Origin of the sequence: Terrisphaera buseokensis, from assembly GCF_047521145.2 — a bacterium.
GTDB lineage: Bacteria > Verrucomicrobiota > Verrucomicrobiia > Opitutales > Opitutaceae > ER46.
On sequence record NZ_CM134186.1, the window covers coordinates 5,090,703 to 5,117,658 of the forward strand.

20 protein-coding genes, 2 tRNA genes and 1 pseudogene are annotated in these 26,956 nt (G+C 63.1%); 10 read left to right on the forward strand and 13 right to left on the reverse strand.

Features of this window, described 5'->3' with window-relative positions; translation table 11 throughout:
• Positions 1–42: 42 nt before the first annotated feature.
• From ACLJEU_RS19110 to ACLJEU_RS19120, 3 genes are all read right to left on the reverse strand, one after another.
• On the reverse strand, positions 43–915 hold the full coding sequence (locus ACLJEU_RS19110; RefSeq protein ID WP_414664106.1) for an FkbM family methyltransferase: 873 nt from the start codon (positions 913–915) through the stop codon (positions 43–45).
• Between the two features lie 80 nt (positions 916–995).
• Positions 996–1,571, reverse strand: a complete 576-nt coding sequence (locus ACLJEU_RS19115) for a DUF4256 domain-containing protein (RefSeq protein ID WP_414664107.1) — start codon at positions 1,569–1,571, stop codon at positions 996–998.
• Between the two features lie 18 nt (positions 1,572–1,589).
• A complete protein-coding gene (locus tag ACLJEU_RS19120) occupies positions 1,590–3,509 on the reverse strand; it encodes an Ig-like domain-containing protein (RefSeq protein WP_414664108.1) in 1,920 nt (639 codons plus the stop codon).
• Positions 3,510–4,450: 941 nt separating this feature from the next.
• Between ACLJEU_RS19120 and ACLJEU_RS19125 the strand changes: the two genes are divergently transcribed.
• From ACLJEU_RS19125 to ACLJEU_RS19150, 6 genes and pseudogenes are all read left to right on the forward strand, one after another.
• Positions 4,451–5,317: a rolling circle replication-associated protein gene (locus tag ACLJEU_RS19125; RefSeq protein WP_414664109.1), complete on the forward strand. Its 867-nt coding sequence runs from the start codon at positions 4,451–4,453 to the stop codon at positions 5,315–5,317.
• Positions 5,318–5,332: 15 nt separating this feature from the next.
• Positions 5,333–5,713 (forward strand): hypothetical protein, encoded by a 381-nt coding sequence (locus tag ACLJEU_RS19130; RefSeq protein ID WP_414664110.1) that lies wholly within the window; start codon positions 5,333–5,335, stop codon positions 5,711–5,713.
• Positions 5,710–6,093, forward strand: a complete 384-nt coding sequence (locus ACLJEU_RS19135; protein WP_414664111.1) for a hypothetical protein — start codon at positions 5,710–5,712, stop codon at positions 6,091–6,093. Before ACLJEU_RS19130 ends, ACLJEU_RS19135 begins: the two co-directional genes overlap by 4 nt.
• A gap of 448 nt (positions 6,094–6,541) precedes the next feature.
• On the forward strand, positions 6,542–7,267 hold the full coding sequence (locus tag ACLJEU_RS19140; protein ID WP_414664112.1) for a hypothetical protein: 726 nt from the start codon (positions 6,542–6,544) through the stop codon (positions 7,265–7,267).
• The gene (locus ACLJEU_RS19145) at positions 7,264–7,470 is read left to right on the forward strand and encodes a helix-turn-helix transcriptional regulator (protein ID WP_414664113.1); all 207 of its coding nucleotides are present in this window, start codon (positions 7,264–7,266) and stop codon (positions 7,468–7,470) included. Before ACLJEU_RS19140 ends, ACLJEU_RS19145 begins: the two co-directional genes overlap by 4 nt.
• Positions 7,471–7,664: 194 nt before the next feature.
• A pseudogene (locus ACLJEU_RS19150) lies at positions 7,665–8,480 on the forward strand (tyrosine-type recombinase/integrase); the annotation flags it as partial.
• 226 nt (positions 8,481–8,706) lie between these two features.
• On the opposite strand, the gene ACLJEU_RS19155 reads toward ACLJEU_RS19150, so the two are convergent.
• The 7 genes from ACLJEU_RS19155 to ACLJEU_RS19185 form a co-directional block, all read right to left on the reverse strand.
• A tRNA-Gly gene (locus tag ACLJEU_RS19155) sits at positions 8,707–8,782 on the reverse strand.
• Positions 8,783–9,008: 226 nt separating this feature from the next.
• Entirely contained in the window at positions 9,009–11,186 is a 2,178-nt protein-coding gene (locus tag ACLJEU_RS19160; protein ID WP_414664114.1) for a GumC family protein, read from the reverse strand.
• A gap of 28 nt (positions 11,187–11,214) precedes the next feature.
• Entirely contained in the window at positions 11,215–12,393 is a 1,179-nt protein-coding gene (locus ACLJEU_RS19165; protein ID WP_414664115.1) for an outer membrane beta-barrel protein, read from the reverse strand.
• 54 nt (positions 12,394–12,447) lie between these two features.
• Positions 12,448–14,238, reverse strand: coding sequence for a hypothetical protein (locus ACLJEU_RS19170; RefSeq protein WP_414664116.1), 1,791 nt, complete (start codon positions 14,236–14,238; stop codon positions 12,448–12,450).
• A 73-nt stretch (positions 14,239–14,311) separates the two neighbouring features.
• Entirely contained in the window at positions 14,312–15,733 is a 1,422-nt protein-coding gene (locus ACLJEU_RS19175) for a sigma-54-dependent transcriptional regulator (RefSeq protein WP_414664117.1), read from the reverse strand.
• Between the two features lie 81 nt (positions 15,734–15,814).
• Positions 15,815–15,899: transfer RNA gene (locus ACLJEU_RS19180), tRNA-Leu, on the reverse strand.
• A gap of 130 nt (positions 15,900–16,029) precedes the next feature.
• Positions 16,030–17,097, reverse strand: coding sequence for a quinone-dependent dihydroorotate dehydrogenase (locus ACLJEU_RS19185; protein WP_414664118.1), 1,068 nt, complete (start codon positions 17,095–17,097; stop codon positions 16,030–16,032).
• A gap of 181 nt (positions 17,098–17,278) precedes the next feature.
• Between ACLJEU_RS19185 and ACLJEU_RS19190 the strand changes: the two genes are divergently transcribed.
• Both ACLJEU_RS19190 and ACLJEU_RS19195 read left to right on the forward strand, forming a co-directional pair.
• Complete coding sequence (locus tag ACLJEU_RS19190; RefSeq protein WP_414664119.1) at positions 17,279–18,151, forward strand: hypothetical protein; 873 nt, start codon at positions 17,279–17,281, stop codon at positions 18,149–18,151.
• A 187-nt stretch (positions 18,152–18,338) separates the two neighbouring features.
• A complete protein-coding gene (locus tag ACLJEU_RS19195) occupies positions 18,339–18,893 on the forward strand; it encodes a polysaccharide biosynthesis/export family protein (protein ID WP_414664120.1) in 555 nt (184 codons plus the stop codon).
• Positions 18,894–18,978: 85 nt separating this feature from the next.
• Here ACLJEU_RS19195 and hemB read toward each other — a convergent pair whose 3' ends face one another.
• The gene (gene hemB, locus ACLJEU_RS19200; RefSeq protein WP_414664121.1) at positions 18,979–19,992 is read right to left on the reverse strand and encodes a porphobilinogen synthase; all 1,014 of its coding nucleotides are present in this window, start codon (positions 19,990–19,992) and stop codon (positions 18,979–18,981) included.
• Positions 19,993–20,081: 89 nt separating this feature from the next.
• Positions 20,082–23,069, reverse strand: a complete 2,988-nt coding sequence (locus tag ACLJEU_RS19205) for a TonB-dependent receptor (RefSeq protein ID WP_414664122.1) — start codon at positions 23,067–23,069, stop codon at positions 20,082–20,084.
• 208 nt (positions 23,070–23,277) lie between these two features.
• On the opposite strand from ACLJEU_RS19205, the gene cysS reads away from it, so the two are divergent.
• Positions 23,278–24,651 carry a cysteine--tRNA ligase gene (cysS, locus tag ACLJEU_RS19210; protein WP_414664123.1) on the forward strand — a complete coding sequence of 458 codons (1,374 nt, stop codon included), beginning with the start codon at positions 23,278–23,280 and terminating at the stop codon, positions 24,649–24,651.
• An 8-nt stretch (positions 24,652–24,659) separates the two neighbouring features.
• On the opposite strand, the gene ACLJEU_RS19215 is transcribed toward cysS, so the two are convergent.
• Positions 24,660–24,878, reverse strand: a complete 219-nt coding sequence (locus ACLJEU_RS19215; RefSeq protein WP_414664124.1) for a hypothetical protein — start codon at positions 24,876–24,878, stop codon at positions 24,660–24,662.
• A 60-nt stretch (positions 24,879–24,938) separates the two neighbouring features.
• On the opposite strand from ACLJEU_RS19215, the gene thrS reads away from it, so the two are divergent.
• Complete coding sequence (thrS, locus tag ACLJEU_RS19220; RefSeq protein ID WP_414664125.1) at positions 24,939–26,885, forward strand: threonine--tRNA ligase; 1,947 nt, start codon at positions 24,939–24,941, stop codon at positions 26,883–26,885.
• Positions 26,886–26,956 lie beyond the last annotated feature (71 nt).

Genomic DNA, 26,956 nt, shown 5'->3' on the forward strand with positions numbered 1-26,956 from the left:
CACGTAGGAGCGTGCCTGGCCCGCAACCCGTACCGAGATCGTCTACGCCGGGGCGCACCACCAATGCTCCTCGTGATCCACGCCGACGACTTTCCATTGGTAGCCCAGCGCGCGGAGATAATCGCCGACCTCGGCGGTCGTGTGGCCGAGCTTCGGCAACACGTCGGGATGCACGCTGAGCAACACCGGCGGCCGCACGCGGCGAAGTAACTCCGCTGCGCCGCGCAGGACCTCCAGCTCCCAGCCTTCCACGTCGATTTTGAGCACAACCGGCCGACCGTCCAGGCCGGCGCCGTTATCCGTCAGCTGATCGAGCGAGCGCTTCGGAATCGCTTCCGCCCCTGCTCCGTTCAGGACGCGGTAGCACGTCAGGGGCAGTTTCGGGTGGCGGCCGGCGGACGCCATCGCCGCCTCAGTGCGCTGAACCGCGACGGCCAGCGTTTCCCCGTCTCCTTGAACATCGGCGATGAATCCATGCACGCATCGCAAGCGCGAGCCCGGGGCGTAAAGGCAGAACTGCGGTGCGAAGCGCAGGCTCTCGAAATCCGGCTCGAACGCATACGTCTCGAGTTCGTGATCCGCGAACAGCGCCACGGCACTGTACGGCCCGACCGAACTCCCCACATCCAGCAGAATTTTAGGTCGCGCCGTCGGCAGGCGGCACCAGTCGATCAATGCGCCGACGGCTTCCCTTTCATAGTTTTCCCAGTCCCGGCGCAGGAAGAATCCGGGGATCCGCCACACCAGCCCCCGAGCGAGTTTTTGCCGGACCGGCCACTGGCCGAGACGCAGGAACGCAAAGATCGGAAGATGCGCGGCGGTCCAGAACCACGTGGCGTGGCGCAGCAACGGCATGCGCCGCAGCCGGCGTCCTGTCTGATAAAAGCGATCGATGAGGCCAGTGCCGGAACTCACGGTGGATTCCGGCCATCATTCAGCGAGTGACGCCCAAGGCGAGGCGGATGCGTGCAACTGTCGTTCGGCCGCTCCGGCGTTCAGACTCTGAGCGAACCACGGAAACCGCGGCCTGCGTAGTACGACTGGGCTCCGTTGTGATAGATGAAGACGTGGCCATAACGGCGATCGCCGAAGAGCGCGCCGCCGAGTTTTCGGATGTCCGCCGGTGCTTGCACCCAGCTCGACGACTTCCGGTCGAACTCTCCCACTTGCTGCAGCTCCCGATATTGCTGTGCGGTCAGAAGCTCGATGCCCATGGCCGCCGCCATATCCATGGCATTGTCCTTGGGCTTGTGTTCCTTCCGCGACTCCAGTGCCTCGCGATCATAGCAAACGCTGGTGCGCCCGGCCGGGCTTTCCGCTGAACAATCCACGAAGAGATATTCTCCCGTCGCCTTGTCGTGCCCCACCACGTCCGGCTCACCGCCGGTCGCTTCCATTTGGGCGAGCGACCACAGTTTTTCGGGCCTCGCTTCCAGTCTTGCGCGGATTTCGGCCCACACCAGGCCGCGATGGCGGCTCACGTTTTGCTCAAACCGAGCCTTCAACCCGGCGAGCAGCTGGTCGCGCTCCTCCGGCGACAATGGCTCTTTCCTGCGGTCGGTCGTTTTCATCCGTGACGGGCCGTCACTTCACAGGTGCTCCTCGTAGGTGATGTCGATCTTCGCCAGGAATGCTTTCTTTTTCGCCGCGCCCTGGAAGCGGACACTGTGGGTCAGCGCATCGTAGACGTAGCCGTTTTGAGGATCGGGTCCCACTTCCTGCCCGTCGACCAGCACGCGAAGACTCTTGGCGTAAAACGTCGCCGTCGCATCCACCGGTTCGAGTGCGACTGCAACAGTATCGGCAATGCGATCGCCGAGCGCGGCGAGCGGCGCGGAGAAATCGCTCTCGATGTTCAACACCGTGCCGCGCGTGAGCTCGGCTGCCCGCCGGTGCGAGATGTTGCCCGGCTCAACCACGGCGTGCATCTCGATCTTCCCGCGCTTGTTGCCCTTCGCGATGATGAAGGGACGCAGCACCCAATAGTTGATGTAGCCATCCAGCGTCTGACGTTTCTGCGGATTGCGGGAGTTGTATTGGTTGAGCAAGTCCGGGAGCTTGCCGTTTTCGATCCATTCGGCCTGCGGCGGCCCGTTGCGCTGCTCTTTCCAAACGGCCATGCGCGTCTCTTCCTCATCCATGAAGAACACCACGATCGTGGTGGCCTCGGGGCGCAGGAAGGTGTGCTGCCGGTTATACGAGCCCGCGACAAAATTATACACCGCGGTGAAAGCCGTGCGGTTGCTGTCGCCATTCGTGCCCACCTTCACGAGCTCGGCAAAAATCCCGTCGGGCGTCTGTGGTGTGATCCACGGCTGGGCCAGCACCGGCAGCGTCACGAGCGTGCCGTTGCTGGCCACACGTTTGGTCACCGACTTCGGCCGGCCGCGGTTGTCGAGCACCGGATTGCCCGCCGGGTCGAGCTGCACGGATCGCACGTCCTTGAAGAAGGGCTGGTCCTCGGGTCCGCGGCTGGGATCCGCGTTCACGAAATCCGTCGTGAGCACGGCCATGCGGTAGTCGAGGTCACGCGTGTGAAAAAGCTGACGAAACCGACTGAGGTTGGCCGCGATGCGGCTCTGGTGCGCCGCCATCGACGGCGAGTTGTTGATTACAAACACGAGGTCGACCTCGCGGCTGCGCGAGCGGTCCACCGCCACGCGCTTCACGTTGCGGATCGGCTCGACGTTCACCGACACGACATTCTCCACGCCGAGATGCGCGTTGTTCTCGTCAATGGTGTAATACTTGAAGCGCTCCTCGCCGATGAAGCCCGGGTTGGGCGCGTACGTAAGCTGGCCGGTGGTCCGATCGAGTTTGGCGGTGCCGTGCTGCGCCTTCGCCTTGTCGTCGAGCAGGAATGCGACCTTGGGCGCAGCGATGCCGAGCCGATCCGCCGGAGTGAGGAAGTCCTCATGGCTGGGAAGTTTTTGCGTGACCGGCGTGTTCGGACGGGTCGTGAGCACGACGTCACGCACATTGACGCTGCGCTCACGGCTGGCCCCGACTTCGAACTTCTGCAGCATGAGCGCGGGCGGCGGCTTAACCGTGATCACCACCGTGTTCTTGAACACGAGACCGCTGGTCTCGTTGCGCACCGTGTAGCTGAACGAATCCTCGCCCGCGTAGCCCTCCTCCGGCCGGTACGCAAAATAACCCAGACGCGAGGTCTTGTTCTTGAAGAAATCCACCTCGTCACCCGCTCCCGCGAGGCCCACCCGGCCATGCAACGGCTCCGTCGCAATCGTGAACACCAAATCGGTGCGCGACTCCGGACTGATCACCTCGGTCGCGACCACCAGCTGACCGTGCGCGCCGGCGTCCTCCGCTTCGATCTGCATCGGCGTGGACGAAACGATCACATCCTTATCGCCCGCCCTCGCGCGGCCTGCCGCGGCCGGTTCGCTCTTCGCCGCGGGGGTTTCGGCGCCAAAGGCCGGCACCATCGCCAGCACCCACGCCAGGCAGGAAACGCGCACCCGCGTGCGGACGCTAAACGAGTGAGTCATGGTATTGGAGGTTGAGCGGGACATAACGACGTGGTCGAAGCGATGGAGTTGAAAGATACGGGGGAAGGGTGGCGCGAAACTGAAGCCTGAGATTGGTCACTGGCCCGAACCCGGACCGCTTCGCGGTTGGGTCCGAATCCTCGTTGCAGAACGTTTAACCGGCAATGGCATGGGTGCGTCTCGGTCCGTCATGCGACCCACGGCCAGGTTCCGTCCGGCTCGGCCATTCCCATGGTTAAGAATCGGCGGGAAAAGTTCCGGCAAGGTGCAGAGATTCGCCGCCACAAACGACAAAAGCCCCGGCTAACCGTGTGGTCAACCGAGGCTTTCGCGTAAATGGAGCGGGCGAAGAGACTCGAACTCATCCGAGTCCTTCTCGAAGCGCTTAGCCGGGAAATCAGTTACTTCGGAGACCTGTCCGCCGACGCACTCGGGGACGCACTCGACGCAAATGCCCGAGCTGCCGAAGGGGAGGATGCTCGATGAGCCGCGCGCACACGGGGGTCGCGGAGTGGCCTGCCGTTCTTAGTTCCCCTAGCGCGAGTCCAGAGGGCGGCAATGAGCCCTCTGGCCGCGCCTCCAGCGCGGAATTTGAGACGGTCAGGCCGATACCCCCCCGCGAAGCGGGCGGCCTGTCGCAAACCAATGTTGCGGGTCCGGCTGGCGTCGTCGCGTTCGCACCGGAAGGGCCGGCCGGAGCCGACCGGAGCCGCGCGCAGCGCGGCCCGGACGGCCCGGCCGGCCTTCCTTGTCAGAATAGTAACAATTCCAACAAACCGGCGAAGCGTTACCGACTGGCCAAGGTGCCAGGGCAGGACGGGCTGTTTAGGTCCAAGGAGCACAAAACAGCCTTTTGGGAGCAGCTCGACGGTGACACAATTCGACGTTGGGGGATGCCGAGCGGAGCCGAAGCTAAGTCCGCATTCCATCTTCGCCTCAACGTGGCGTCATTCGTTGAGCATTGGGGCCGGAATCATTGCCTGTTCTTCACGCTCACCGACGAGGCGAACCTGCATCCGACCCAGTTCGCCCGGCGCTGGAATAGCTACTTGGTCCGCAATGGCGCGTGGATCAAAAGCTACATTCGCGTGCTTGAACCGCAGAAACAAGGCCGCCCGCACTATCACCTTCTTGTCGCCGTGGCCTGGGACACGCGCGCTGATTCGTTCGACTGGTCCGCATTTGACGAGTGCCAGCAGGAGCGGAAAGCGAACGGCCCGACTCCTCGCTTCCGCGAACTGCGCGCCCGCTACAAAGCCTCGGCCGCGCCCGAGCTCGTCGCTTTATGGTCCCTACTCCGAAAGGTTCTGCCACGATATGGCCTTGGACGTGCGGAATTGTTGCCGCTCCGAAAAGGGAAAGAAGCGATATCGGAATACGTCGGCAAATATCTCGAGGCGGGGCTAACCCTCCGGCGCCACTCGTGGAAAGGGTGCCGTCGCGTAGAATTCGACCGGCGAGGAAAGACTGCGTGGCTGAGATGCACCCGAGTCTTCGCATGGCATTCTCCTGGTGCGATCGCGTGGCGCAAACGAGTCGGCGAGTTGGGCTCGGCTATCAGGGTCGAGGACATAGGCGATATTCGGCGCCGGCTCGGAATAAAGTGGGCGTATCGCTTGCGTGAAGCGATCACCCTCGCGTCCAGCGAAGATTGGCAGTTACTGCTGGACGTCCTCGCCGAAATGCAGAGTGAACATCAACTCAGCAATGGAAGCGTATCCGGACATGGATGCTTGGTAACTGACTCGCCCGGTTTACGGGACGATGTTTCCTGTTCGATCAGGGATTGCGTCGGCGCGATGCATTAATCTTAAATCCACGAAATGGACCGCGCTACGATCCAGCGTTACGTGAACAGTTTCCGGCGATTGATCGCGCCGTCTTTGCGGCCAGGAATCGGCATGCGATGCACGGTCCATCCCGCGCTTTCTGGAGGCGCAATCGTGGAGTTCGCTTTTGCTCCGGACGCGCCGAGCGATGACGACTACAGGCCCGAGAGCACGACAATAAACGAAGCTCTTCGCAATGTTCCCCAAAGCGCATTCGGCGGGAATCTTAATGGCTTCCAGTTCGCAGGGACGAACGTGATCCTCGAAACCGGGCGGATCATTCTCATCAAGGACGACGCGCAAGCGCAATGGACAGAGCAAGCGGCTGCGAAAGATATCCAGGGCGTTTTGAGCCCGCGGAACAGGAGCCGATGATGAAAATCGGGAACGTCGAAGGCACGCCGAAGCAGATCAAGGACTTCTTTGAAGACCATGGCCTGAGCGCGAAGGACTACTTTATACCGCCGCCGAAGCGAATGTCCCGCGAGTGGCTGCTCGTTGCTGTCGGCTTCTATGTGCTCGCGATGGCTTTGCTTGCCCTACTTCCGGTTACTGAAGAGTGGCAAAGGTTGCTTTTTCTGCTGGGCTGCGCTGCGGCGACGTGGGTTGCGTGTGCTGTCCAAATGCGCTTTGGAAACGCCTTCGCAACTGGTGCCGTACTCGTGATGGGCCTTCTCCTGATGATGGTCGCTTACAAGGTGATCACGCCGCGCGAGTTTTACGGAGAGGTGCAGCAGCTTCGGAAGGCGAAATAACGCCGTGACGTGTCGCGTTCCCTGGTGATCACCTTGGCTCGTGGTCGAGTTTCCGTATTCCCGAGATTACCTATAGGTTACTCTTGACTTAACCTATAGGTCACCCTTCATGCGGTCACAATGACCGCAATTCCGAACCAGACAGAAGCCGACGAAGGCCCGCAAACGGGCCACCGTCCGGGGCGCAGGCCGGATGAGCCTCGCAATTCGACGGTGTGTTTCACCGTCACGGAGCATGAGAGAAACACCATCGATGCACTGAGCCACTGCATACACAAGCGGCGCTCGGCCATCCTGACGGAGATCGTCACGAGGTTCATGGCGGCCGCGCAGTCACCGCGTGGGGCGCTGAAACGCACCGCGCTCCTGGATTTCCTCGAGGAGTGCCAGGATGAGATTCAAAAGAAGCGCGCTCTCTTCGATTCCATCACGGGGGGGGAAATAAGTCATGGCCACCGAAAACCTGAAGCGCCTGTCCCTGAAACTGCTCGCCACGCCCCTTGCGGAAGACGGCCGCGTTTACCTGGCGGGCGAAGATTACCAAGCAACCACGGTTTTGCTGCCTCACGATCTCCGGGATGAGGTTAACGCCCTCGTTGAAGAGGTCCTTCGCATCGTCCCGAACGATTTCTCCGTCTCGTTGTCGTTCGCGACGGATGGCGTTCATCTCTCGACCGAGTTCGAAGACGGCAACACCGGCAGTTTCGGACCCGGGAGCCGCTTCACGTCCCGCAAATCCATGTTCCAGAAACTTCGCGCCACAAACTGGGACGCGAAACGAGCGGACCTCATGGAGCAGGGTTCGATTTTCGAGGATATGTTGAACGAAGCGGAAGACCGCCCCCCGAACATCCCTTTGTCCCGCGACGCGGCTCAGCGGTACGCTCCCGATTTGGATGCGATAGTTGGCGAAATTACCGGCCGCGGGGACCCGGCTCCCTTCGTTTTGGTCATCGTGCGCGATGATAAGATTGAGGTGACCGAACCGAAAACGCGGTTCGCGCTTATCGGCGATCTCGGGGACGTGCTGGCGACAAGCTACGAAGTTCTCGCGATCGTGGAAAACGGTGTGAAGTGGTCGTTCGAAGCTATCGAGGCCGTGAAACTTGAGGCCATCGAAGGCCTCGGCCCCATCTCCCGCGCAAAAGCAGAGCGGCGCTTCGACCTGGCATGACCTCTTTTGAAAATCCCAACGGGGCGTTGCTGATCACGCTTAAAGAAGCGGCGGCGCGCCTGTCCCTCAGCACCCGCACGCTACACCGAGAAATTGCTGCTGGCCGATTTCCCCGGCCGGTGAAAATCGGGCGGTCCACGCGCGTCCCGCTGGTGGCGCTGCAAACGTATGTGCGGAGTCTTTCCGGAGGGGCTCAAACGTGAAAGCCTTCGTGTTTCAACCTTCGCGCAAGGGCGTTCGGTCTCGTCTGTGGTCGGCGCGTGTCCGTCTCGGTGGCTGGCTGCGGGACCGCTCGATTCCGCTACACGTGACGGACAAGCGCGTCGCGGAACAGAAGCTCGAAAAGCTAGTTCAGGAGCTGGAGCGTGAGGCGGCGGGCATCATCGCTCCGAAAGTCATGCGGGACGCCGCGCAGGCGCCACTTGCCGAGCATCTGCGGGCATTTCTCGCCGACCTTGAAGCGAAAGGGCGATCGGCGAACACGCTGTCCAAATATCGCAATTGCATCCCGGCGCTATGCAAGCGGTGTCGCTGGTCGTTGGTGAAGGATATCACGGCGCAATCTTTCACGGTGTGGCGGGCGCAAAGCGGTCTGCGCGCGAAAACGCTCAACGACCTGCTCGGAGCGGCATCGAGCTTCCTGCACTGGATGGAACGGCAACAGCTCATCCTCGCGAACCCGCTCAAGCATGTGGGGCGCGTGCATGACCGCGCGCCTCGTGAGTTCCGCCGCGCTCTCCTCCCGGAAGATGCGCAGCGCCTACTCAACGTCGCGCCTCCGCATCGCGCCACGGTGTATTTGACCATCCTTTACACGGGGCTGCGCGTAGCGGAAATGAAAGGCCTGAAATGGGCGGATTTTGATCTAGAAAGCGTTCCGCCGTGCGTGCGGGTGCCGTCTTCGATTTCAAAGAATCGCAAGGCGTCCGTGCACGGGTTGCGGCCTGAGGTGGTCGCCGCGCTGCGGCAATTCAAGCCCGCCGGTGCGACACCGTCCGAATGGGCATTCCGTGGCCAGGTGCCACGGGTTCCCACGTTCAAGCGGGACCTGGAAGCCGCGAAAATCCCGTTTGAAGATGAGCAGGGGCGTCGGATGGACCTGCACGCCTTGCGGAAGTCGTTCGGGACGATGCTGGCGGTAAGCGGTGTTTCCCTGCGGACTGGAATGGAGCTGATGAGGCACAGTGAGAGCCGGCTGACGGAGAAGGTTTACACCGATGCGTCGCACCTCCCTTTGCAGTCCGCTTTGAACGGTTTGCCGTCGCTGAATGTGCCAAAAGACGACGCACCTCGGCACTCACCCGCAGGGGGCATTTTCAGGCGTTCGAAGTCCGCTACTGTCACCGCTGGTCACCTCGCGCCAATCTCGCAAGCCTCTGTGACTGTCGCGTTAGGGCACGAAAAAGCGCCTCGTGTCACCACGAGGCGCTTTCCGGAAATGGAGCGGGCGAAGAGACTCGAACTCTCGACGTCCACCTTGGCAAGGTGGTGCTCTACCAACTGAGCTACGCCCGCAAATCAGGGTGCAAGAAGTAGGCCCGCGTTTGTATCCGTCAACAGCTATTTTCGAGATGAAGAATAAGTTGATGCCCCGGCCGAAAACCGGGAACGCGGGCGTCTCGCCCGTCACTTCAAACGATGCAGGCGGGACGCCTGCGGTCCTGTGACCACACTGCCTTCAGCGCCGACTCAGGCGCAGCGCATCAAATGGATGCGATGCTCGCGCGGGCGCGACGCCCCTTCACTCCTGGCCGGGCTCGCGCAGGATCAGTCGATCCTTCTCTCCGGTGCCGGAGCCCTTTGGTTCCGCCGATGATTTCCGCGCGGATTTCCGCGACGTCTTGCCGGTGGAGTCGCCGTAGTAGGCGTAATTGTTCGTGTAATACCCGTAATCGCCGCCGGCGTTCAACGGCACCTGATTGAGCACGACTCCGATCAACGGAGTCTTGAGGCTCTCCACAATCTGCTGGGCTCGCAGCACCATGCTCTGCGGATTGCGGCGGTGCTGGATGAGCAACACCATCGCATCGACGGCACTGCCGAGCACGCTGGCGTCGCTGACGCCGATGATGGGGGGCGAATCGAACACGATCTTGTCGTAGCGGCCCTTCAACGCGGCGATCACTTCGCGCAGCCGATTGCCATAAATCAGACTCAGCGCGAAACCGTTCACCCCACCGCTGGGAATGAAATCCAAGCCGGGCGAAATGTTCTTCTGGATCACGTCGTCGAGCGTCCTCTGGCCGAGGAGCAGTTCGCTCAGGCCCGGCTCCTTGCTGCGTCCCGCCAGCCGGTGCTGCGTGGGCCGCCGCAAATCGGAGTCAATCAACACCACACGCTCTCCGCCGGCACCAATCAGCCGCGCGAGCCGGTGCAGCGTGGTGGATTTGCCCTCGCCCGGACCCGCGGAAAAAATCACGAAGGCGTGCGGCTGGCCGGCTTTCAACGTGAGGTTCAGATTCGTGTGCAGCACGCGAATCGGCTCAAGCTCGGCCGGATCTTCGGCGTGAACTCCCAGCGGCTCCCGAGCGAACGGAATCACGCCCAGCACCGGCAGCCGGAGCCGCGTCTCGACGTCGGCCACGTTGCGAAAGCTGGTGTCGAAATACTCCAGCAGCGCCGCCACGCCGACCGCAAACACGCCACCAAACAGAAACGCGAAGGTCAGGTTCAGCTTCCAATTGGGCCGGCTGGGAAAGCGCGCGGGCTCGGCGGTGTTGAGAATCTCGATCGTCTTCTTCGGCACCTGAAAATCGATTTCACGCTGCCGCAACGTCAGCTTCAGGGTCGTCAGGAGCCGCTGTTCATCGTCGAGCTTCTGTGCGGCCTCCTCGAAGGGCCGCATGCGTTCACGCGCGGAGAGGATTTGGTCGACCTTCGCCTGCGCCAGCTGCCCCTTGAGCTCCGCGACACGCGCATCGGCTTCCTTGTAGGCGATCTCCAGCGAGCTTTCGTACCCGCGGAGCTGGCCGTCGAGCTGCTCCTTGATCTTGGCGCGCGCGTCGACCGCCGACACCAGATCCGGATGCGCCTCGCCAAGCCGGGGCTTGAGCTGAGTGACCTTCTGGTCGGACATGAGGTAAGCCTGCAGGAGATTCTGGATGTTCTGATCGGGAATGAGCTCCGAATTCACGAGACTCACGCGATCGGCCGGCGCGATCGACTTGAACCGTTCCCAGCGCGTCTTGCGTCCAATCGAATCGACGCTCAGCGCGATCAGCGTGTTCTGCATCTGCCGCAGCGTCTCGATCTCCATGTCGGAGTAGCGCGCGTTGAGATCGACGCCCGAGATATTCAGATCCTTGCGCACTTTCTCCAAAGCGTCGCGCTGCCGATTCACCACGGCCTCCTGCGCCACGAGTTCCTGCCGGAGATGCGCGAGACCTTCGCGCTGATCCGACGTCGCGAGCGTGATGCGGTCGGCGGAATACGTCCGGGCAATCTCGTTGGCGATATCCGCCGCCAGCTGCGGATCCTGCGCGAAGACGTTGATCTCGATCAGCGAGGAACTGCGCTGCGACTCGATGCGCAGCATCTTTTCAACGAGGTAACGGTAGGTGACCGCGGAGGGCAGCGCCGTGGTGGCGTCCAGCGTGGCGGCAAGCTTGGCGTTGAGGCCGAGCCGCTCGATCACCGGATAGAGGATCTTCTCCGACTGCATGATCTTGAATTGATCCTGCAGGAAATAGGGATCGAAGCCGCCGCTGCTTTGCGCCTGAAAGAGCTTCACTTCGCCCTCGGGCTTTTCGACGCGCACCTTCGTTGTGGCCAGATACCACTTCGGCAGGAACGCCGTGACCGCGAGCGCGGTCACGACCACCAGCGCGAGGATGAGCGCGATGAGCGCCTTGCGAAGCCGGAGGATCTGCAGGAAATCGGCGAGTGACGCGTTTTCCTTGCTGACGTAAGCGTTGGCCATGAACAGCGAGGCCCGGCGGCGCAGCCGGTTAGAACGTAAACGTCGCGCTCAGCGACACGCGGGCCCGCTTCAGTTTGCGCGACGGTTCGTCGGACCGAACGCGATCGTGGTCGATACTGGCCGAAGTCACCCAGTTCTTGGTGGGAAGATAACTCAACGCGGCGCCGGCGCGAACGGTGCGCTCGGAAATATTCGCGAGGCTCACGCGTCCCTCCAGGGTCGACGGCTCGTAGCTGACGGAGCCCGACGCCACGATCAGCGGCGTCACGGCGTGCTGTACATTCACGAACAGGCGGTGTGCTTTCGCGTCGGTGAAACGATCCGGATCGGACGTCTCGTCGATGGTGTAAGCGTAGCCGCCGGCGAGAAATGATTTCTGCGTGTAGGAATACTTCGCCGAGAATTCCGCGTAGGGCGACGTCGTGTCGCGCTCGGACTTGCGCTTGCGCCACTCGACACCGAGCCGGCCGCTCACCGAGATTTTCTGCGCGAGCTCGTGATCGGCTCCGGCCATCAGGTAGTCGGACGTCTTGTCCTTGGTGCCGCCGCGATTGCGATAGGCGACCTCCTGGTGCCGGTATTCGCCAACGGCCTTGGTCTGCGGCAGCACCGCGTAGTCGCCCGAGAGACCGAAGAGGCTTTCCGTCCGGTCGAGGCTGCGACCGAGGTCGCTGTCATGGTAATCGAAATACACCGAACGCGCCTTCGCGGTGACGCCCGCCTTCGCGTTGACCGGCGTGGAGAAACGACCGTCGAGCTGGTTGCGCGTGAACGACTGGTTGGTGTTCAATGTCCGGCCCGGAAGCAGCGACTCGGGATTGCGCGACACCGTGAACACGTCGCTCACATCGATCGTCGTGACCTTGGAGAATGCGTGGGCCACGCGCACCGACACGTCATGGCTGTCGAGCAGCTTGTCGCCCGGACGGTTGTCGAATTGATCGAGCGTCAGCGCATACGCGGCCGAGAGAAACGTCTGGTCGGTCAGCGAAACATTGTACGCCGCGCGCGGCGCGAGCGTCCACACCCAGCTGTCGATCTCATTGGTGGCGGAGCCAAAGATGTTACTGTCGTGAGCCAGGCCGCCCCGGAGCGAGAGAGTGAGATCCTTTCCCTGTTCCTGCTCGGGGATGGGAGCGTAGACCGCTTGAGCGGGCAGTGCCGCCAACAGTCCGACGAGTGTGATGGCACGGATAAGTTGAATCATGCTTGGCCGGGAAAAGGGTCGCGGACGCTAGGCGCAAAGCGCTGGACGAAGCAATTACTTTCCCCGCACGGGGGGCAGCGCCGGATTGAGCAACACAAAGAGGTTTTCCGCGAGCTTCTGCGGTGACGCCAGCGGAAATTCCTTCGGCAGGCTCCCGGTCAACAACCCCGCATAGATCGCCCCCCAGTCGCCGAAGCGGTTGGGCACGGCGCTGAGCGTTCCGGGCAAAATCGGCCGTGCGTTCAGCTCCGTGAAAAAGGGCCGGTCAAGTGTGCGCGGCGTGAGCAACAACTCGCCGATGGGCTGCACCAATGTGACCGCATAGAAGTCGCGCAAGCGCGACGGCTGGGCCCACGCACGCGTGCCGGCGTACCACGCCACGCCCGCGGGCACATCAGCCATGATCCCAAACCGTCCGGTCGTATCGCGCCGCCCGATTTCGTCGCGCATGCTTTGAAAGAGCCCGGGGAAATAGGGCGGATACTGGAAGTGAAGGCGCCGCGGTTCGGCCGCGTCATGCAACAGCGGGAGTGCCTGCACCAGCAGGAGCACCGCCGCGGTCAAGCGCGGCCACTGCGCCAGCGTGGCATTACTGCCGAGCAGCACGAAAAAGAATCCGGCACCGAAGATCATGATCAGGGGTGCCAGCCACGCCGCCACGTGCCGGTCCGTCTCGCCGGAATTGAGCGCCGCCTGTGCAACGAGGAGCACACCGAGCGCTGCCACAAAGACCCATCGCAGCCGGTTCGCGGAAGCCGACCGAAACGCGTACAGCCAGCCCGCGACAAAGAACGCCGTCAGCCACATCGCCCCACCCGACCACAGGCGCGTCTTCAAGTTTTCCTGGAGCGACGTCAGCGTCTTGTTGCCGAATTTCTTCAGGTCGAGCGCGGGCGGCTCAGCCGACAATGCCGCGCGGACCATCGCCGGCTCGGCCGTCGGATCGCCCGCCTTGAGCGCGGCTCCTTGTGCAGCCAGCCCCACGGGATGACCCGTGAGCGCGAGATTGCGCGCGATCCACGGACCGCTCACGACGACAAAGCCGAGCGTCACGGCGGCGACGGCCACAACCCGGGCCGACCCATGAAACCGCCGCGCCGCGTACCCCACCGCCACCGCGCCGAGGGCACCAGCGGAGTATTCGGTGAGAAAAAGAAATCCGCAGACCGTGCCCAACGCCGCCAGCCCCCCCCACGGTGCGCGTGGTGCGACTGTTTCGCCGGCGGCGACCTCGATGCGCTGCCAGACGTGAAACGCAAGCAGCGCCAGCACCATGAGGAGCGGTGTGCCGTTGACCGCGACGGTGTCCTGCCAGAGCGACACCGACAACAACAGCGCGAACGACGCGAGCCAGCCTGCCGCGGCGTCAAACATTCGCCGGCCCAAGTCGTAGGTGAGCCAAGCCGCCAGCCACAACAGCAGCAGATTGAGGCCCAGCAGAAAGTAGTCGGCCGCAAAACCATCCGGCGGCTCCGGCGGCGAGGCGAAGAGCGCCGCCCGCCGATCCGCTGGCAGGCAGCGCAGTCCCACGGCGATGACGATCGAGTAGAGCGGCGCTTGGTGCAGTTCCGGATACGCGCGGTCGGGTTGAAACCGTACGCCGCGTTTCTCCAAGGTGGCCGCAGTCTGCGGATAAATTACGAGCGTCGTGAACCCCGCACCGCGGGCGAGCTGACGGCCCACGTCGGCCTGGACCAGCGTGGCCTCCGTCGTCGGCCCGTGAAATTGTTTGAACGCCACCAGCAGCGACAGCGCGAGAGTGACGCCCACGACGGCCGCGCGGCGAATCCACCGCGCGCCTCCGCCCACTTCCAGCCAGTGAATGAATTCCTGGGCGTTCTTCACGGGTGCGCGGGCGTGGCACCCATGGTCATGACGATCTGCAGGCCCGAAGCCCGGGCTCCCGCCGGCATGGATCTCATTTATCGAGGACGTCCAGCTCCGGCCATTGCGCGACCTTGCGATGCAACGTGCGCCGGCTCACGCCCATCAACTTCGCCGCCTTGGTGCGATTGCCCCGGGCCTTCAAGAGCGCTTCGCGCAGCAGCCGCTTTTCATTTTCCTCGACGGATAGCGACGCGCCGGCGGTTGCAGTCGACCCCGTGGCCGAGGTGGTGCCGGGTTCCAATTGCTGTCCGCCGGCTGATTCCGGGGCCGACACCAGAAGCGCGCCGCTACGAAACTTCGGCTCCAAATCGTACTCGGTGAGACTTCCACCGCGCCGCAGCACGACGGCGTTTTCGCAGAAATTGCGGAGCTCACGAATGTTTCCCGGCCAGGGGTACAACTGCAGCGTGCGGAGCGCGCCCGGCTCCACCGTCAGGGGCGGCACACCGTTCTCCTCGGAGAACACCCGGATGAAGTGCGCCAGCAGGAGCGGCACGTCCTCTGAGCGGTCGCGCAACGGCGGCATCAACAGCCGCACCACATTCAGGCGGAAAAACAAATCTTCGCGGAATTTCCCGGTGCGCACCATCTGCTCGAGATTCCGGTTCGTCGCGGCCACCAACCGCACATCCAGTTCGATCGGTTTCGAACCACCCACCCGCTCGATCGCCTTGGTTTCCAGGAAGCGCAGCAGCTTAACCTGCGTTGATTGCGAAATCTCGCCGATCTCATCGAGAAACAGCGTGCCGGTGTCGGCCGACTCAAAGCGTCCAATCCGCCGTTCCGTCGCGCCCGTGAACGACCCGCGTTCATGGCCGAACAACTCGCTCTCGAGCAGATTGTCCGAGAGCGCCGCGCAATGCACCGCGACAAACGGCGCGCGGGCCCGCGGACTGGCTTGATGGATGGCCTGCGCGATCAGTTCCTTGCCAGTGCCGGACTCGCCTTCGATGAGGATCGTAGCCCGCGACGCCGCGACAAGTTTCATCTTGTCGATCACGGCTTTCAGTTTCCCTGAAGCGCCGATGATGCCCTCGATCTTGAATTTTTCGTCGAGCCGCTCGTGCAGGGCCTGAACCTCGACCTCGAGCGTCTTGGTCTTGAGGGCGCGCTGGATTAGCACCTCGAGCCGCTCGATGTTGACCGGCTTGGTCAGGAAATCCACGGCACCTCGTTTCATCGCCTCCACGGCGGTATCGATGTTGCCATAGGCCGTCATCATGAGCACGGCCGGGCGCAGAGGCAGCGCAAGGGCCTTGTCGATGACCTTGAGTCCGGATTTGCCCGGCATTCTCAGGTCCGTGAGCACGACGTCGAACGGCTGCGCGTCCATCAAATTGAACGCTTCGTCGGCATTGGACGCCACGGTGACGTCGTAGCTGTCCGCCAGAGCCTGCTGCAGCCCTTCGCGGGTGTGTTTCTCGTCGTCGACGATGAGCACGCTCGGCACCATGTGCTTATGAATTGCGCGCTGCGTACGACGGTCAACGGCAATCGCGGCGCCGTCGCCGCCTCATTTCGTTTTCAAACTTTATGGTGCTCGGGACAGGACTCGAACCTGCACGCCTTGCGGCACATGCACCTCAAACATGTGTGTCTACCAGTTCCACCACCCGAGCAGTTTTGAAACGAGAAACGCGGACTAAGAGACATGACCCGGGGCTTGTCCAGCCCTGAAATGATCGGTCGCGAAAATCAAAAAAATCCGGCCGAAAACGGCGCCGAAATTCGCCCCGCCATCCTCTGTGATCAGCGCTGCCGCTGCCGCTCCATCAGCCCGCGGGCGAGTTCGGCAGCGAAGAACGGTCCGCGGTAAATCATGCCGGTGTAAACCTGGACGAGCGTCGCGCCGGCATCGAGCTTCCTCGCGGCGCTTTCGATGTCGACGATGCCGCCGACGCCGATGATCGGGAGCTTGCCGCTGGTGGCGCGGGAGATGTAGCCGACAATCTCGGTCGAACGCTCGGTCAGTGGAGCGCCGCTGAGGCCGCCGGTTTCGTTCACGCCCGCGAAAAATCCCGGACGAGCCAGCGTGGTGTTCGTGGCGATGATGCCGTCGAGGCCGAATTCTGCGATCACGCCGAGGACGGCGTCGATTTGCGGCCACGACAGATCCGGCGCGATCTTCAGCAGCACCGGCACCCGGCGCTTGCCCGGCAGCGCGGCGCGCGTCCGGTTGGCTTGCGTCACGGCGGCCAGCAATTCCCGCAGGCGCGACTCATCCTGGAGCTGCCGCAAGTTCGGCGTGTTCGGACTCGAGACGTTGAGGACCAGATAGTCCGCGAAATCCGCCAGGCGGCCGAAACTGATCAGATAATCCTCCGCGGCCTGCTCGATCTCGGTCACTTTCGATTTACCGAGATTCACGCCGAGCGGAATGGCCCGCGATCCGGGCTGGGCCTGCCCGGCGAGGCGCTCCGCAACGGCCGCGGAGCCTTCGTTGTTGAACCCCATGCGATTGATGACCGCTTCCTGTTCCGGGTAGCGAAACATCCGCGGGCGCGGGTTGCCCGGTTGCGCGTGCGCGGTGACGGTGCCGATCTCGACGTGACCGAAACCCATCGCCGCCGCGGCAGGCCAGGCGCGGGCATTCTTGTCAAAACCGGCGGCCAGGCCGACCGCGTTGGGAAAGCGCAGGCCAAAGGCTTCGATCGGACGCGTGCCGCTCAAACCCGATCGCGTCCAGCGCTCCAACGCCCACCGCAATGGGGCCAGCGCGGCGAGCAGTGCCATCGCGTTGACGCCCCGTTCGTGTGCCGCCTCGGAATCCAATCGGAAAAGCGAGGGTCGAAACAGTGTTTCGTAGTAGTGGCCCATGTTACACGAGGGTGAAAACTTGAAGCCGAATTAGCAAGAGTTGCGCGCATCCGAACGCTCGTGTTCTGAGCATTTTCCGCTCGGAAATCGGGTCATTTCGATTGCGCGGCGACGCTTCGCTTTTGTGCTTGTTTTTTCAACCTCCCCTCGCACGCTGCGAAAAAATTCAACCTGACTTTCCATGGCAAAAGCTACTTCCACTCTCGACTGGGCAATCGTACGTCTCGGGGACGATCACAACTGGTGGGTCGCCGAGACCAGCGATCCGGTCCGTTGGGATGTGGATGGCCTCAGTATCATCGATCCGCGCCAGCTCCAGCACTTGATTGAACTCGTCGATCCCCTGCGGGATTACGGTTTCGATCAGGACATGTTCGAGGCCGCGTTCATCCCGTTCCGCATCGACAAGGATCTGGGCAACGCGAAGGTCCGCTTGAAGCGCGTCAAGGAGTCACTCTTCGACTCCGAGGAAAAACTCTTTGGCCTCCCGGACATCCTCGACGAAGAAAACGGGCCCTACGCCGACCTGCTCGATCACTTGACCCGCTGCCGCGTCAAGATGCTGAACGATCTCTTCAACTTCGAGTCGAAGCTGTCCGTCGACGAGGTCGAGGACGAGATCCGCGAGGACCAGAACAGCAATTTCATCCAGGGCAAGGCGGTCCACTCCTTCGAGGAGCTCACGTCCATTCTCGATTACATGCCCGCCGGCTACGACGCCGACGAGGAAGCTCCCGCCAAGGATGTCGAGGACGAGGGCGACGACGATCTGCCGGAGCTCGACGAAGAGGAAGAGGAGAAACTCAAGAACGACGAGTCCCTGAAATGGGACGAGGACGAGGAAGAGGGCAAGGAGGGCGAGGAGGGCAAGGAAACCAAAGACGGCGAAAAGAAGAAGGTCGACGGCAAGGCCAAGGAGAAGGGCGACGACGACGAATTCGGCGACGACGACGATGAGGATGACGACGACGAGGACGACGATGATGAGGACGACGACGACGCCGAAGACGACGAGGACGAGAAGCCGAAGAAGAAGACCAAGGGTAAGCGCTAACCCTCCGTTCTAAGCTTCGTTTCAAAGAGAGCGGCAGCCACCACGCTGCCGCTTTTTTGTGCCCGGCCGCCGCCGTGCCCCCCGGAAGCGGCCAGCGTCGCACCGCGGCGTTGCCTTTTCCCGGCCTTTCTTCAACGAAACAACCCACATGGTTCAACTACGTCGGATCCGCCCCATTTGCTCCGCCTTGGCGCTGCTGCTTCTGGTCGCGGGTTGCACGACCGAAGCGGTCTCGCCGGCCAATCCCGCCATTCCGCTCCCGGCGTCCACCGCCCAGCTGCGTTCGGGCGACAGCCTGACCATCGCGCTCCAAGGCGTGCCCGATGCCAGCACGAACAGCGTCCAGATCGACGAGCAAGGACTCATCAGCCTGCCGTTCATCGGCATGTTGCCGGTCGCCGGTCTCAGCACCGCCGAGCTGTCGCAGCGCATCCGCGAGACCTACATCACCAAGAAAATCTACATGACCGTCGACGTGTCCGTGAGCGTCACGGAGCGCTTCATCTATGTCGGCGGCGAAGTACAGCGCCCGGGCCGGATCGTGTGGACGCCCGATCTCACCGTCGCGAAAGCAATTCAATCCGCCGGCGGCTTCACTCTCTACGCCAAGGAAACAGCCGTGAATCTCGTGCGCGAAAAGAACGCCTACCCGATCGACGTGAAGCTCGCGCAGAAAAATCCGGCCCAAGATCCGCGCCTCATGCCCGGCGATTCCCTGCAGGTCTCGCGCTCGGCGTTTTAGGGTTTAGACAGAATGGACAGAATTTTTTGGAATGCCGGAGCAGTGGCTCGGGCCATTCTCTCAATTCTGTCCATTCTGTCTTAACTCAGCGGCCGAGCAGCGTCGCCATGTCCTTGGCGAAATAGGTGAGAATGAGATCCGCGCCCGCGCGTTTGATCGCAATCAGCGACTCGTTCCGACACCGGGCCAGGTCGAGCCAGCCCAGGCGCGCCGCCGCCTGAATCTGGGCGTACTCACCGGAAATCTGATACGCGGCGACCGGCTTGCGGGTGGCTTCGCGCACGTCGCGAATGATGTCCAGGTAAAGGCCCGCAGGCTTCACCATGAGAATGTCAGCGCCCTCGGCATCATCGAGCATCACCTCGGTGATCGCTTCCCGGCGATTCGCCGGGTTCATCTGATACGTCGCCTTGCTGAGGAGGCGCGTGCCCGCCGCCTGCGCACTGCCCACCGCGTCGCGAAACGGGCCGTAGTAAGCCGAGTTGAACTTCGCTGAGTACGCGAGAATGCCGGTGCCGGTGAAGCCTTCGGCGTCGAGCGCCCGGCGAATCGCCCCTACCCGCCCGTCCATCATGTCGCTCGGCGCCACCATATCCACGCCGGCCCGCGCCTGCAGCACGGCCATCCGGCCGAGAATCTCCACCGTGCGATCGTTTTCCACGTCATCCCGCGCCGTGGTCAGAACGCCGTCGTGACCATGCGAGGTGTACGGGTCGAGCGCGACGTCGGTGATTACCGTCAGGTCCGGCACCGCCTTCTTCACGGCGCGCACCGCGCGCAGCACGAGCGTATCCTCGTTCAGCGCCTGCGTGCCGATGTCATCCTTCAGGCTCGGATCGAGCTTGGGAAACAACGCGACCGCGGGCACACCCAGCTTGTGCAGGGCGCGGCACTCCTTCACGAGGTCGGCGATGTTCAGCCGGAACACCCCGGGCATGGATTTGATTTCATCCGGCGGCGCCTTCCCCTCGACGACGAAGAGCGGCGCGATGAAATCGGACGGCCGCAGGACCGTCTCCTCCACCATGGCCCGCAGGCTGGCGGTGCGCCGCAGCCGGCGGGGACGTTGCGCGAGTTCGAGCGAGAATCGATTGGCCATGGCGAAGGACCGCACGCTAACGGGCGGGCGGTCCGGCGCGACATGAAATTCGGCGCGAAGCGTGCGTTTCCCTTCGCGCCGCCTGCGGATCAGAGCCGCGTGTTGACCCCGAAGAAGAAGCCGGGCGTGAGAATCCGTCGGCTGCTCGGCCGGGGACCGATGTCCGTGCCGGTCTCGTATTCGCCGAGCACGTTGTTCACGTCGAGGTACACGCCGAGCCGACGCGAGAACTGGTAGGCGGTCTTCAGATCGAGCGTGTCGCGGCGAATCGCATACGATTGCTGCGACACGTTGACGTTGTAGGTCGTGAGATAGCGCGCGCGGTGATTGAACTGCAGTCGCACCGTGACCTTGTTGCGGATGTACGAGAGGCCGAAGTTGGCGGTCTCCGGGTTGAAGCCCGCGACCTTCCCCTTGGGATTCGGCGCGAGCGCGATGGCGTTGCCCGCGCCGTAATTGCCCTCGGTCTCCATCCGCGTGAAGTTCGCGTAGGCGCCGAGTCCGCCGAAAATTCCAGGGAGAAACGTGAACTGCTGGCTGTAGTTCAGCTCGATGCCGCGGACCTTGGCCGCGCCACCGTTGAACTGCGTGGTCAGCACGTAGCCGGCATAGTCGCCGCCGAAGCCGTTTTCTGCACCCGCCGGCACCACCAATCCGCCGGCAGTGTAGATGAATCCTTTGATTTCCTTGTGGAACACACCGACCGACACCATGCCCGCCGGCTCGAAATAATACTCCGCGGAGAAATCGAAATTGTCCGCCTTCTGCGGCTTCAAGCTCGGGTTCGCCGTCGAGATCGTCTGGTTGTCGAAATTGACGGTCGTGCGGGGAATGAGCTGCCCGATGCCGGGACGGCCGATGTTCGTGGAATAGCTGAGCCGCGTGACGAGCTGCGAAGTCGGCGAGTACTTGAAGTGCACGCCCGGCAGCACCTCCTGGTAATCGCCCGTCCGCGTCTGGCGTCCGCCGTACTCCGCAGTCGTGCGCCGGGTGAGCTCCGCCGGCGTCGGCGTGCCGACATACGCCGCGCGCCGCGCCCGTTCCTCAGCCGTGAGTGCCTGCAGCGCGCCGACGCCCTCGGTCTTGGTGCGCTCGACGCGCACGCCCGCGAGAATCGAAAGCCGCCCGAGGTCGACGTTGCCCATGACGTAGGCCGCATCGATCCGCTCCTTGAAACGCTGGTTGCCGGTGAGCTGCGCCTGCACGTTCGCCGCGACTTCCTGCACGAACAGCTGCGGGCTCGTTTCCAGCACGGTGTCGATCTGCTTGTTGGTGTGACCGGGAAACGCCGGGACGGGCACATTGGGAAAACGCGTCTTGTCGGTGTACAGTTCACCGCGCTCGATCAAACCGAACTGCGCAAGATTGTCGTCGTTGCGCCCCGTGGCGGCGTTGAGCCCCATCACACCGTCGGGCCCGACGTAGTTTCCGCTCCATTGGGTCGCCTCCAGCTTGCGTTGTTGTTCGCGGGAGCGAACGCCCACCTTGAGGTACGACGGCACGGGCGTGGTGAACTTCTTCTGCGCGTTGAGCGACGCGCCCTGGTAGCCGTCCCACCCCGCGCGCCGATCGATCCGGTAACGGTTGTCGTTGAAACTCGCGAGATCGGCGATGCTCGGACCCGAGGTCTGCGTCACGGTCGGAAACTCCGCGTTGGCCCGACGGTCGATGGTGTAGCCGATGCCCCGCGCCGTGAAGCCGAAGTTCCGCTGGCCGGAGTAATTCGATTTCGAATCCGACTTATAAAGATTCCAATCGAGGTTCAGCATGTCGATTTTGTGCACGCCACCGAATTGGTGATACAGCGTCTTCGCATCCTTGTAGGCGGTGTCCGCCTGGACGTTCACCGTGCTGTTCGGCACGCCGCGCACGGCGGTGAATTCGTTGGTGAAACCCGGCAGGATGCCGCCGGTGCCGGTGAGGTTGCCCGCTGCATCGACGGTCGCGACTGCCTGCGGCGTCGTGAAAATGGAGATCCGATCGGTGTCGTGATCGGTGAGCCGGTTGACTGTCGTGCTCAGGTAAACGCGATGGCGTTCGTCGAGCTTGTAGTCGAGCCGCAGGCCACCGCCCCAGCGCGACGTCAGCAGCCGCTCGTCGGTGAACTGCGTTTGAAAGGTATACGCGGGGCCGGTGACGCCGTTCGCCGGCGTCTGGTGCGACTGGTTCACGGTGTCCTGCGGCGTGAACAATTTCCGGTGGCCGAAGTTTGCCGCGACCGCGAGCTTGCCGCCAAACACCTCGGCGTACGACACAGCGTAATTGTACGGCAGACCGGTCATGCGATCATCGAACGGCCGGTAAGTGAGGCCAAACGATCCGCGCAGCACCCGGTCCTTCGTGTCGAAGCCGGACTTGGACACCATGTTCACCGCGCCGCCGATCGAATCGCCATCCATGTCGGGCGTCGGTGACTTCACGACCTCGAGCCGCTCGACGGTGTCGGCGCTGACGGTCTGAAACTGATACTCGCGCGTGGAACCGGCCGAGGCCGCGTCGGCGAGCCGGTTGCCGTCCATCGTGATCGTCGTGAGGTTCTGGTTCAGCCCGCGGATGCGGACGTAGCGCACGGTGCCGTCGACCGTCGCGCCCTCGACGCCGGGCAGCCGCACGAGGAGATCCGCGGGATTGCCGGCGAGATTACCGAAGGCATCCGTCGACACGATGTTCTTCACGCCCGCGGACAGCCGCTGGAGGGTCACGGCCTGGGCGTTGCCCTCGCGTTCACCGGCGACCACATACTGGCTCATCGCGTAGATCTGCGCGGTCAGTTTCACGTCCACCCGGTTCGCTTGATTGGCCGTGACCGTCGCGGGGACCGTCACCGTGTCCAAGCCCGAGTAATACACTTCGAGCGCCACCGGCCCCGGCGTGACGTTGTCGAGAACGTACGCGCCCTGGCGGTCGGAGAGCGCGGTGCGATCCGTGCCCTTCAGCGACACGCGTGCGCCTTCGAGCGCGCGGCCGGTCGCGGCATTCGTGATCATGCCGGTGAGGGTGGATTGAGCGTGGGCCAGCGGGAACAGAACGGCCGTGCCGAGCACGACGAACGCAACGAAGCGACGGGGAATGATCATGGGGAGAGGGGTTGCACACTGCACCGGCGGGGAATCGACCGGGCATCTAATACGTATTAACCACTGCAGCGCCACGCGCCGTCGCTCAAGTCGAAACACAGGCCCGGGCCGGCCCTGCGCGCGGGCTCGCCAACGGGCGGACACTTTGCAAAAACACCTTTCCGCTGCGGCCGAAACCCTGTTAGCCTTTTCATTTCACTCTCTGTCCATGGCCATCCGTCTCTTCGACTCGCTCTCCCGCGAGGTGCGCGAACTCAAGCCGTCGCATCCCGACGGCGTTTACCGCTTCTACAATTGCGGTCCGACGGTCTATGCGCCGGCGCACATCGGCAACTTCCGCACCTTCGTGGTGAACGATGTGCTGCGTCGGCTGCTGGAACTGGAGTTCGGTGCCGCGAAGGTGAAGCACGTGCGCAATCTGACCGATGTCGACGACAAGACGATCCGGCGCGCCCGCGAGGAAAAGCGCCCGCTCGGCGACGTCACCAAACAGTGGACCGATAAGTTTCACGCCGACTGCGCCGCGTTGAACTGCCTGCCGCCCCACGTCGAGCCGTCCGCCACCGGCCACATTCACGAGCAGGTCGACATGATCGACGTGCTCATGAAGAAAGGGAACGCCTACCGCGCCGCTGATGGCTCCGTGTATTTCAAGGTCTCGTCCTTCGATCACTACGGCCGCCTTTCCCGCGTGAAGGAACGCGAGTTGCAGGTCGGCAGCGCGCTGAGCGGCAAGGTGCACGCGGCGGATGCGGACGAGAAGGAAGACGTCAGTGACTTCGCCCTGTGGAAGGCGCACAAGCCCGACGACGGCGAGAACGCCTGGGACAGCCCATGGGGCCGCGGCCGGCCCGGCTGGCACATCGAGTGCAGCGCGATGAGCAAGAAACATCTCGGCGAAACCATCGATCTGCACACCGGCGGCGTCGACTTGCTGTTTCCCCACCACGAAAACGAGATCGCCCAGAGCGAGTGCTGCAACGGGGTGCCGTTCGCGAACCACTGGTACCACAGCGAGCACCTCCTGGTGGACGGCAAGAAGATGAGCAAGAGCCTTGGCAACCTTTACACGCTCGACGATCTCGCCGCGAAGGGGTTCTCGCCGATGGCCGTGCGCTATTCGCTCCTATCCGGGCATCCGCGCAAACAGCTGAACTTCACGCTGGATTCGGTGCACGCGGCGGAGAAAGCGCTGGCGACCTTGCGGGCGTTCCGGGCATCGCTCGCAGCCACCGGTGGCGACGCGAGCGCGTTTGCCCCGGTCTTCGCCGCGCTCGGCGATGATCTGAACACGCCGGCGGCCCTCGGCGCGCTCTTCACGCTCGTGAATCGTGGCCCGGCCGGCCTCGACGCGACTGCGTTCGACCGCGTGATGTTCGCCCTCGGGCTCAACCTCGCCGCGCCGACCGCGCCGAAAGCCGAGGTTCCCGCGGCCGTCGCCGCTCTCGCCGACAAACGCTGGGCCGCGAAACAGGCGAAGGATTTCGCCGCTGCCGACGCCCTGCGCAAGGAGTTGACCGCCGCCGGCTGGTCGATGCTCGATCGCAAGGATGGCTTCTCGCTCGAACCCCTGAAGAAATGATCCTCGCCTCAGGACGCTTTGCGCAGACAGCGAATCGAAACGATCTGGTCGGGATTCACCACCAGGGAAAAGGGACCTTCGTCGGGATAGATCACGAGGTCGCGGGAATTCGGATGCATGTGCGCGTGGTCCGGATGGGGCAGGAGGTATTTCTCGCCCGTAGAAACCGTAATCTCGGCCGGAAACTCCACCGGCCGCCCCAGCAACCTTTCCAGTGATGCTCGCATGGCGCTGACCCTAACGCTTCCGGCCTCGCCTTCAAGTCCCTCCTCGACCCAATTCCCAGTATGCCGATGACACCGCTCGACGAACTCCGCCACTCGTGTTCCCACGTGTTGGCGACCGCCCTCCTCCGCCTCTATCCCGAGGCCAAGCTCGATATCGGTCCGCCGACGGACACCGGGTTCTACTACGACATCGATCTCGATCATAAATTCACCCTCGACGATCTCGCGAAGATCGAGGCGGAGATGAAGAAGGTCGCGGACGAAAACCAGCCGTTCCTGCGCAAGGAAGTGTCCCGCGAGGAAGCCGTCGAGATCATCAAGAAAATGGGCCAGGAGCGCTACAAGCTCGGCCGTCTCGCCGACATCCCGGCGAACGAAAAGATTTCGTTCTACCAGAACGGCGAGTTCATCGATCTCTGCGCCGGCACTCACGTGCGCTACACGTCGAAGCTGAAGGCGTTCAAGCTGCTCTCGATCGCCGGCGCGTATCACCGCGGCGACGAAAAGAACAAGCAGCTCCAGCGTATCTACGGCACGGCGTTCCCCTCGAAGGACGAACTGGCCGCGTACCTCACGCAAATCGAGCAGGCCCGGCTCCGCGACCACCGCAAGCTCGGCCGCGAGATGAAACTCTTCGTCGTCGACGATGAAGTTGGCCAGGGCCTGATCCTCTGGACGCCCAACGGCTCCATCGTTCGCCAGGAGCTGCAGAACTTCATCAGCGAGGAACTGCGCAAGCAGGGTTACTCGCAGGTCTTCACGCCGCACATCGGCAAGCTCGCGCTCTACAAGACCAGCGGCCACTTCCCGTACTACAAGGAGTCGCAGTTCACCGCGTTTGCCGAGCCCGACGCCATGGCGCAGCTCGCCACCGACGGCTGCTCCTGCGCGGAACTCACGCGCCGGCTCGAGGGCGTGTCAGCCCAGTTCGCCGCCGAGATCAACAAGCGCGCCGGCAAGGAAGTGATCGCGGCGGACCGCGTCCTCGACGCCGACAAGCTGCTCGAAGGCTTCATGCTGAAGCCGATGAACTGCCCGCATCACATCAAGATCTTCGCCTCCCAGCCGCATTCGTACCGCGACCTGCCAGTGCGCCTCGCGGAGTTCGGCACCGTGTATCGCTGGGAGCAGAGCGGCGAGCTCAACGGCATGACGCGCGTCCGCGGGTTCACGCAGGACGACGCCCATCTCTTCTGTACCGAGGATCAAGTCGCCGGCGAAGTGCTCGGCTGTCTCTCGCTCGTGAAAACCGTGCTCACCACGCTCGGCATGAGCGACTATCGCGTGCGCGTCGGCCTGCGCGATCCTGACAGCAGCAAGTTCACCGGCGATCCCGCCAAGTGGGATATCGCCGAAGCCGCGTGCCGCACTGCGGCAGCGACGCTCGGGGTGCCGTTCACCGAAGAGCCCGGCGAGGCGGCCTTCTACGGACCGAAGATCGACTTCGTGATCAAGGACGTCATCGGCCGCGAGTGGCAGCTCGGCACCGTCCAGGTCGACTACGTGCTCCCCGTGCGCTTCGATCTCTCCTACATCGGCGCGGACAACCAGTCGCACCGTCCGGTCATGATTCATCGCGCACCCTTCGGCTCGATGGAGCGTTTCTGCGGTGTGCTCATCGAGCACTTCGCCGGCGACTTCCCTGCCTGGCTGGCACCCGAACAGGTCCGACTCGTGCCAATCAGCGACAAGACGAACGAGTACGCGCGCGGCCTGCTCACCAAGCTCCGCGCGGAGGGTTTCCGCGCCAGCCTCGACGAACACAGCGACAAGCTCGGCGCCAAGATTCGTCGCGCCGAACTCGACAAGATTCCGTACACGCTCGTCATCGGCCAGAAGGAAGCCGACGCCAACAGCGTCTCCGTCCGCTCCCGCGCCCGCGGCGACGAAGGCGTGATGGTGGCCGACACCTTCCTCGCCAAGCTCAAGACCGAGGTGAGCACGCGCTCGCTGCCGGATAAGAAAAAACCCGCCGCGCCGAACGCACCCGCGGCGCCGACCGCGTAACCATCGCAACGCCGCGCCCCCGCGTCTCTGCGTCCTACCCAACGCGCCCTTCACCGGGCGCGTTTTTTTGT

Bases quoted from the DNA above. Each gene is read 5' to 3' on its own strand.
- hemB (WP_414664121.1), bottom strand. From the start codon at position 19,992: ATGGCCAATCGATTCTCGCTCGAACTCGCGCAACGTCCCCGCCGGCTG.
- ACLJEU_RS19130 (WP_414664110.1), top strand. From the start codon at position 5,333: ATGGACCGCGCTACGATCCAGCGTTACGTGAACAGTTTCCGGCGATTG.
- ACLJEU_RS19215 (WP_414664124.1), bottom strand. From the start codon at position 24,878: ATGCGAGCATCACTGGAAAGGTTGCTGGGGCGGCCGGTGGAGTTTCCG.
- thrS (WP_414664125.1), top strand. From the start codon at position 24,939: ATGCCGATGACACCGCTCGACGAACTCCGCCACTCGTGTTCCCACGTG.
- ACLJEU_RS19115 (WP_414664107.1), bottom strand. From the start codon at position 1,571: ATGAAAACGACCGACCGCAGGAAAGAGCCATTGTCGCCGGAGGAGCGC.
- ACLJEU_RS19145 (WP_414664113.1), top strand. From the start codon at position 7,264: ATGACCTCTTTTGAAAATCCCAACGGGGCGTTGCTGATCACGCTTAAA.
- ACLJEU_RS19135 (WP_414664111.1), top strand. From the start codon at position 5,710: ATGATGAAAATCGGGAACGTCGAAGGCACGCCGAAGCAGATCAAGGAC.
- ACLJEU_RS19160 (WP_414664114.1), bottom strand. From the start codon at position 11,186: ATGGCCAACGCTTACGTCAGCAAGGAAAACGCGTCACTCGCCGATTTC.
- cysS (WP_414664123.1), top strand. From the start codon at position 23,278: ATGGCCATCCGTCTCTTCGACTCGCTCTCCCGCGAGGTGCGCGAACTC.
- ACLJEU_RS19120 (WP_414664108.1), bottom strand. From the start codon at position 3,509: ATGACTCACTCGTTTAGCGTCCGCACGCGGGTGCGCGTTTCCTGCCTG.
- ACLJEU_RS19190 (WP_414664119.1), top strand. From the start codon at position 17,279: ATGGCAAAAGCTACTTCCACTCTCGACTGGGCAATCGTACGTCTCGGG.
- ACLJEU_RS19175 (WP_414664117.1), bottom strand. From the start codon at position 15,733: ATGGTGCCGAGCGTGCTCATCGTCGACGACGAGAAACACACCCGCGAA.
- ACLJEU_RS19140 (WP_414664112.1), top strand. From the start codon at position 6,542: ATGGCCACCGAAAACCTGAAGCGCCTGTCCCTGAAACTGCTCGCCACG.
- ACLJEU_RS19185 (WP_414664118.1), bottom strand. From the start codon at position 17,097: ATGGGCCACTACTACGAAACACTGTTTCGACCCTCGCTTTTCCGATTG.
- ACLJEU_RS19165 (WP_414664115.1), bottom strand. From the start codon at position 12,393: ATGATTCAACTTATCCGTGCCATCACACTCGTCGGACTGTTGGCGGCA.
- ACLJEU_RS19205 (WP_414664122.1), bottom strand. From the start codon at position 23,069: ATGATCATTCCCCGTCGCTTCGTTGCGTTCGTCGTGCTCGGCACGGCC.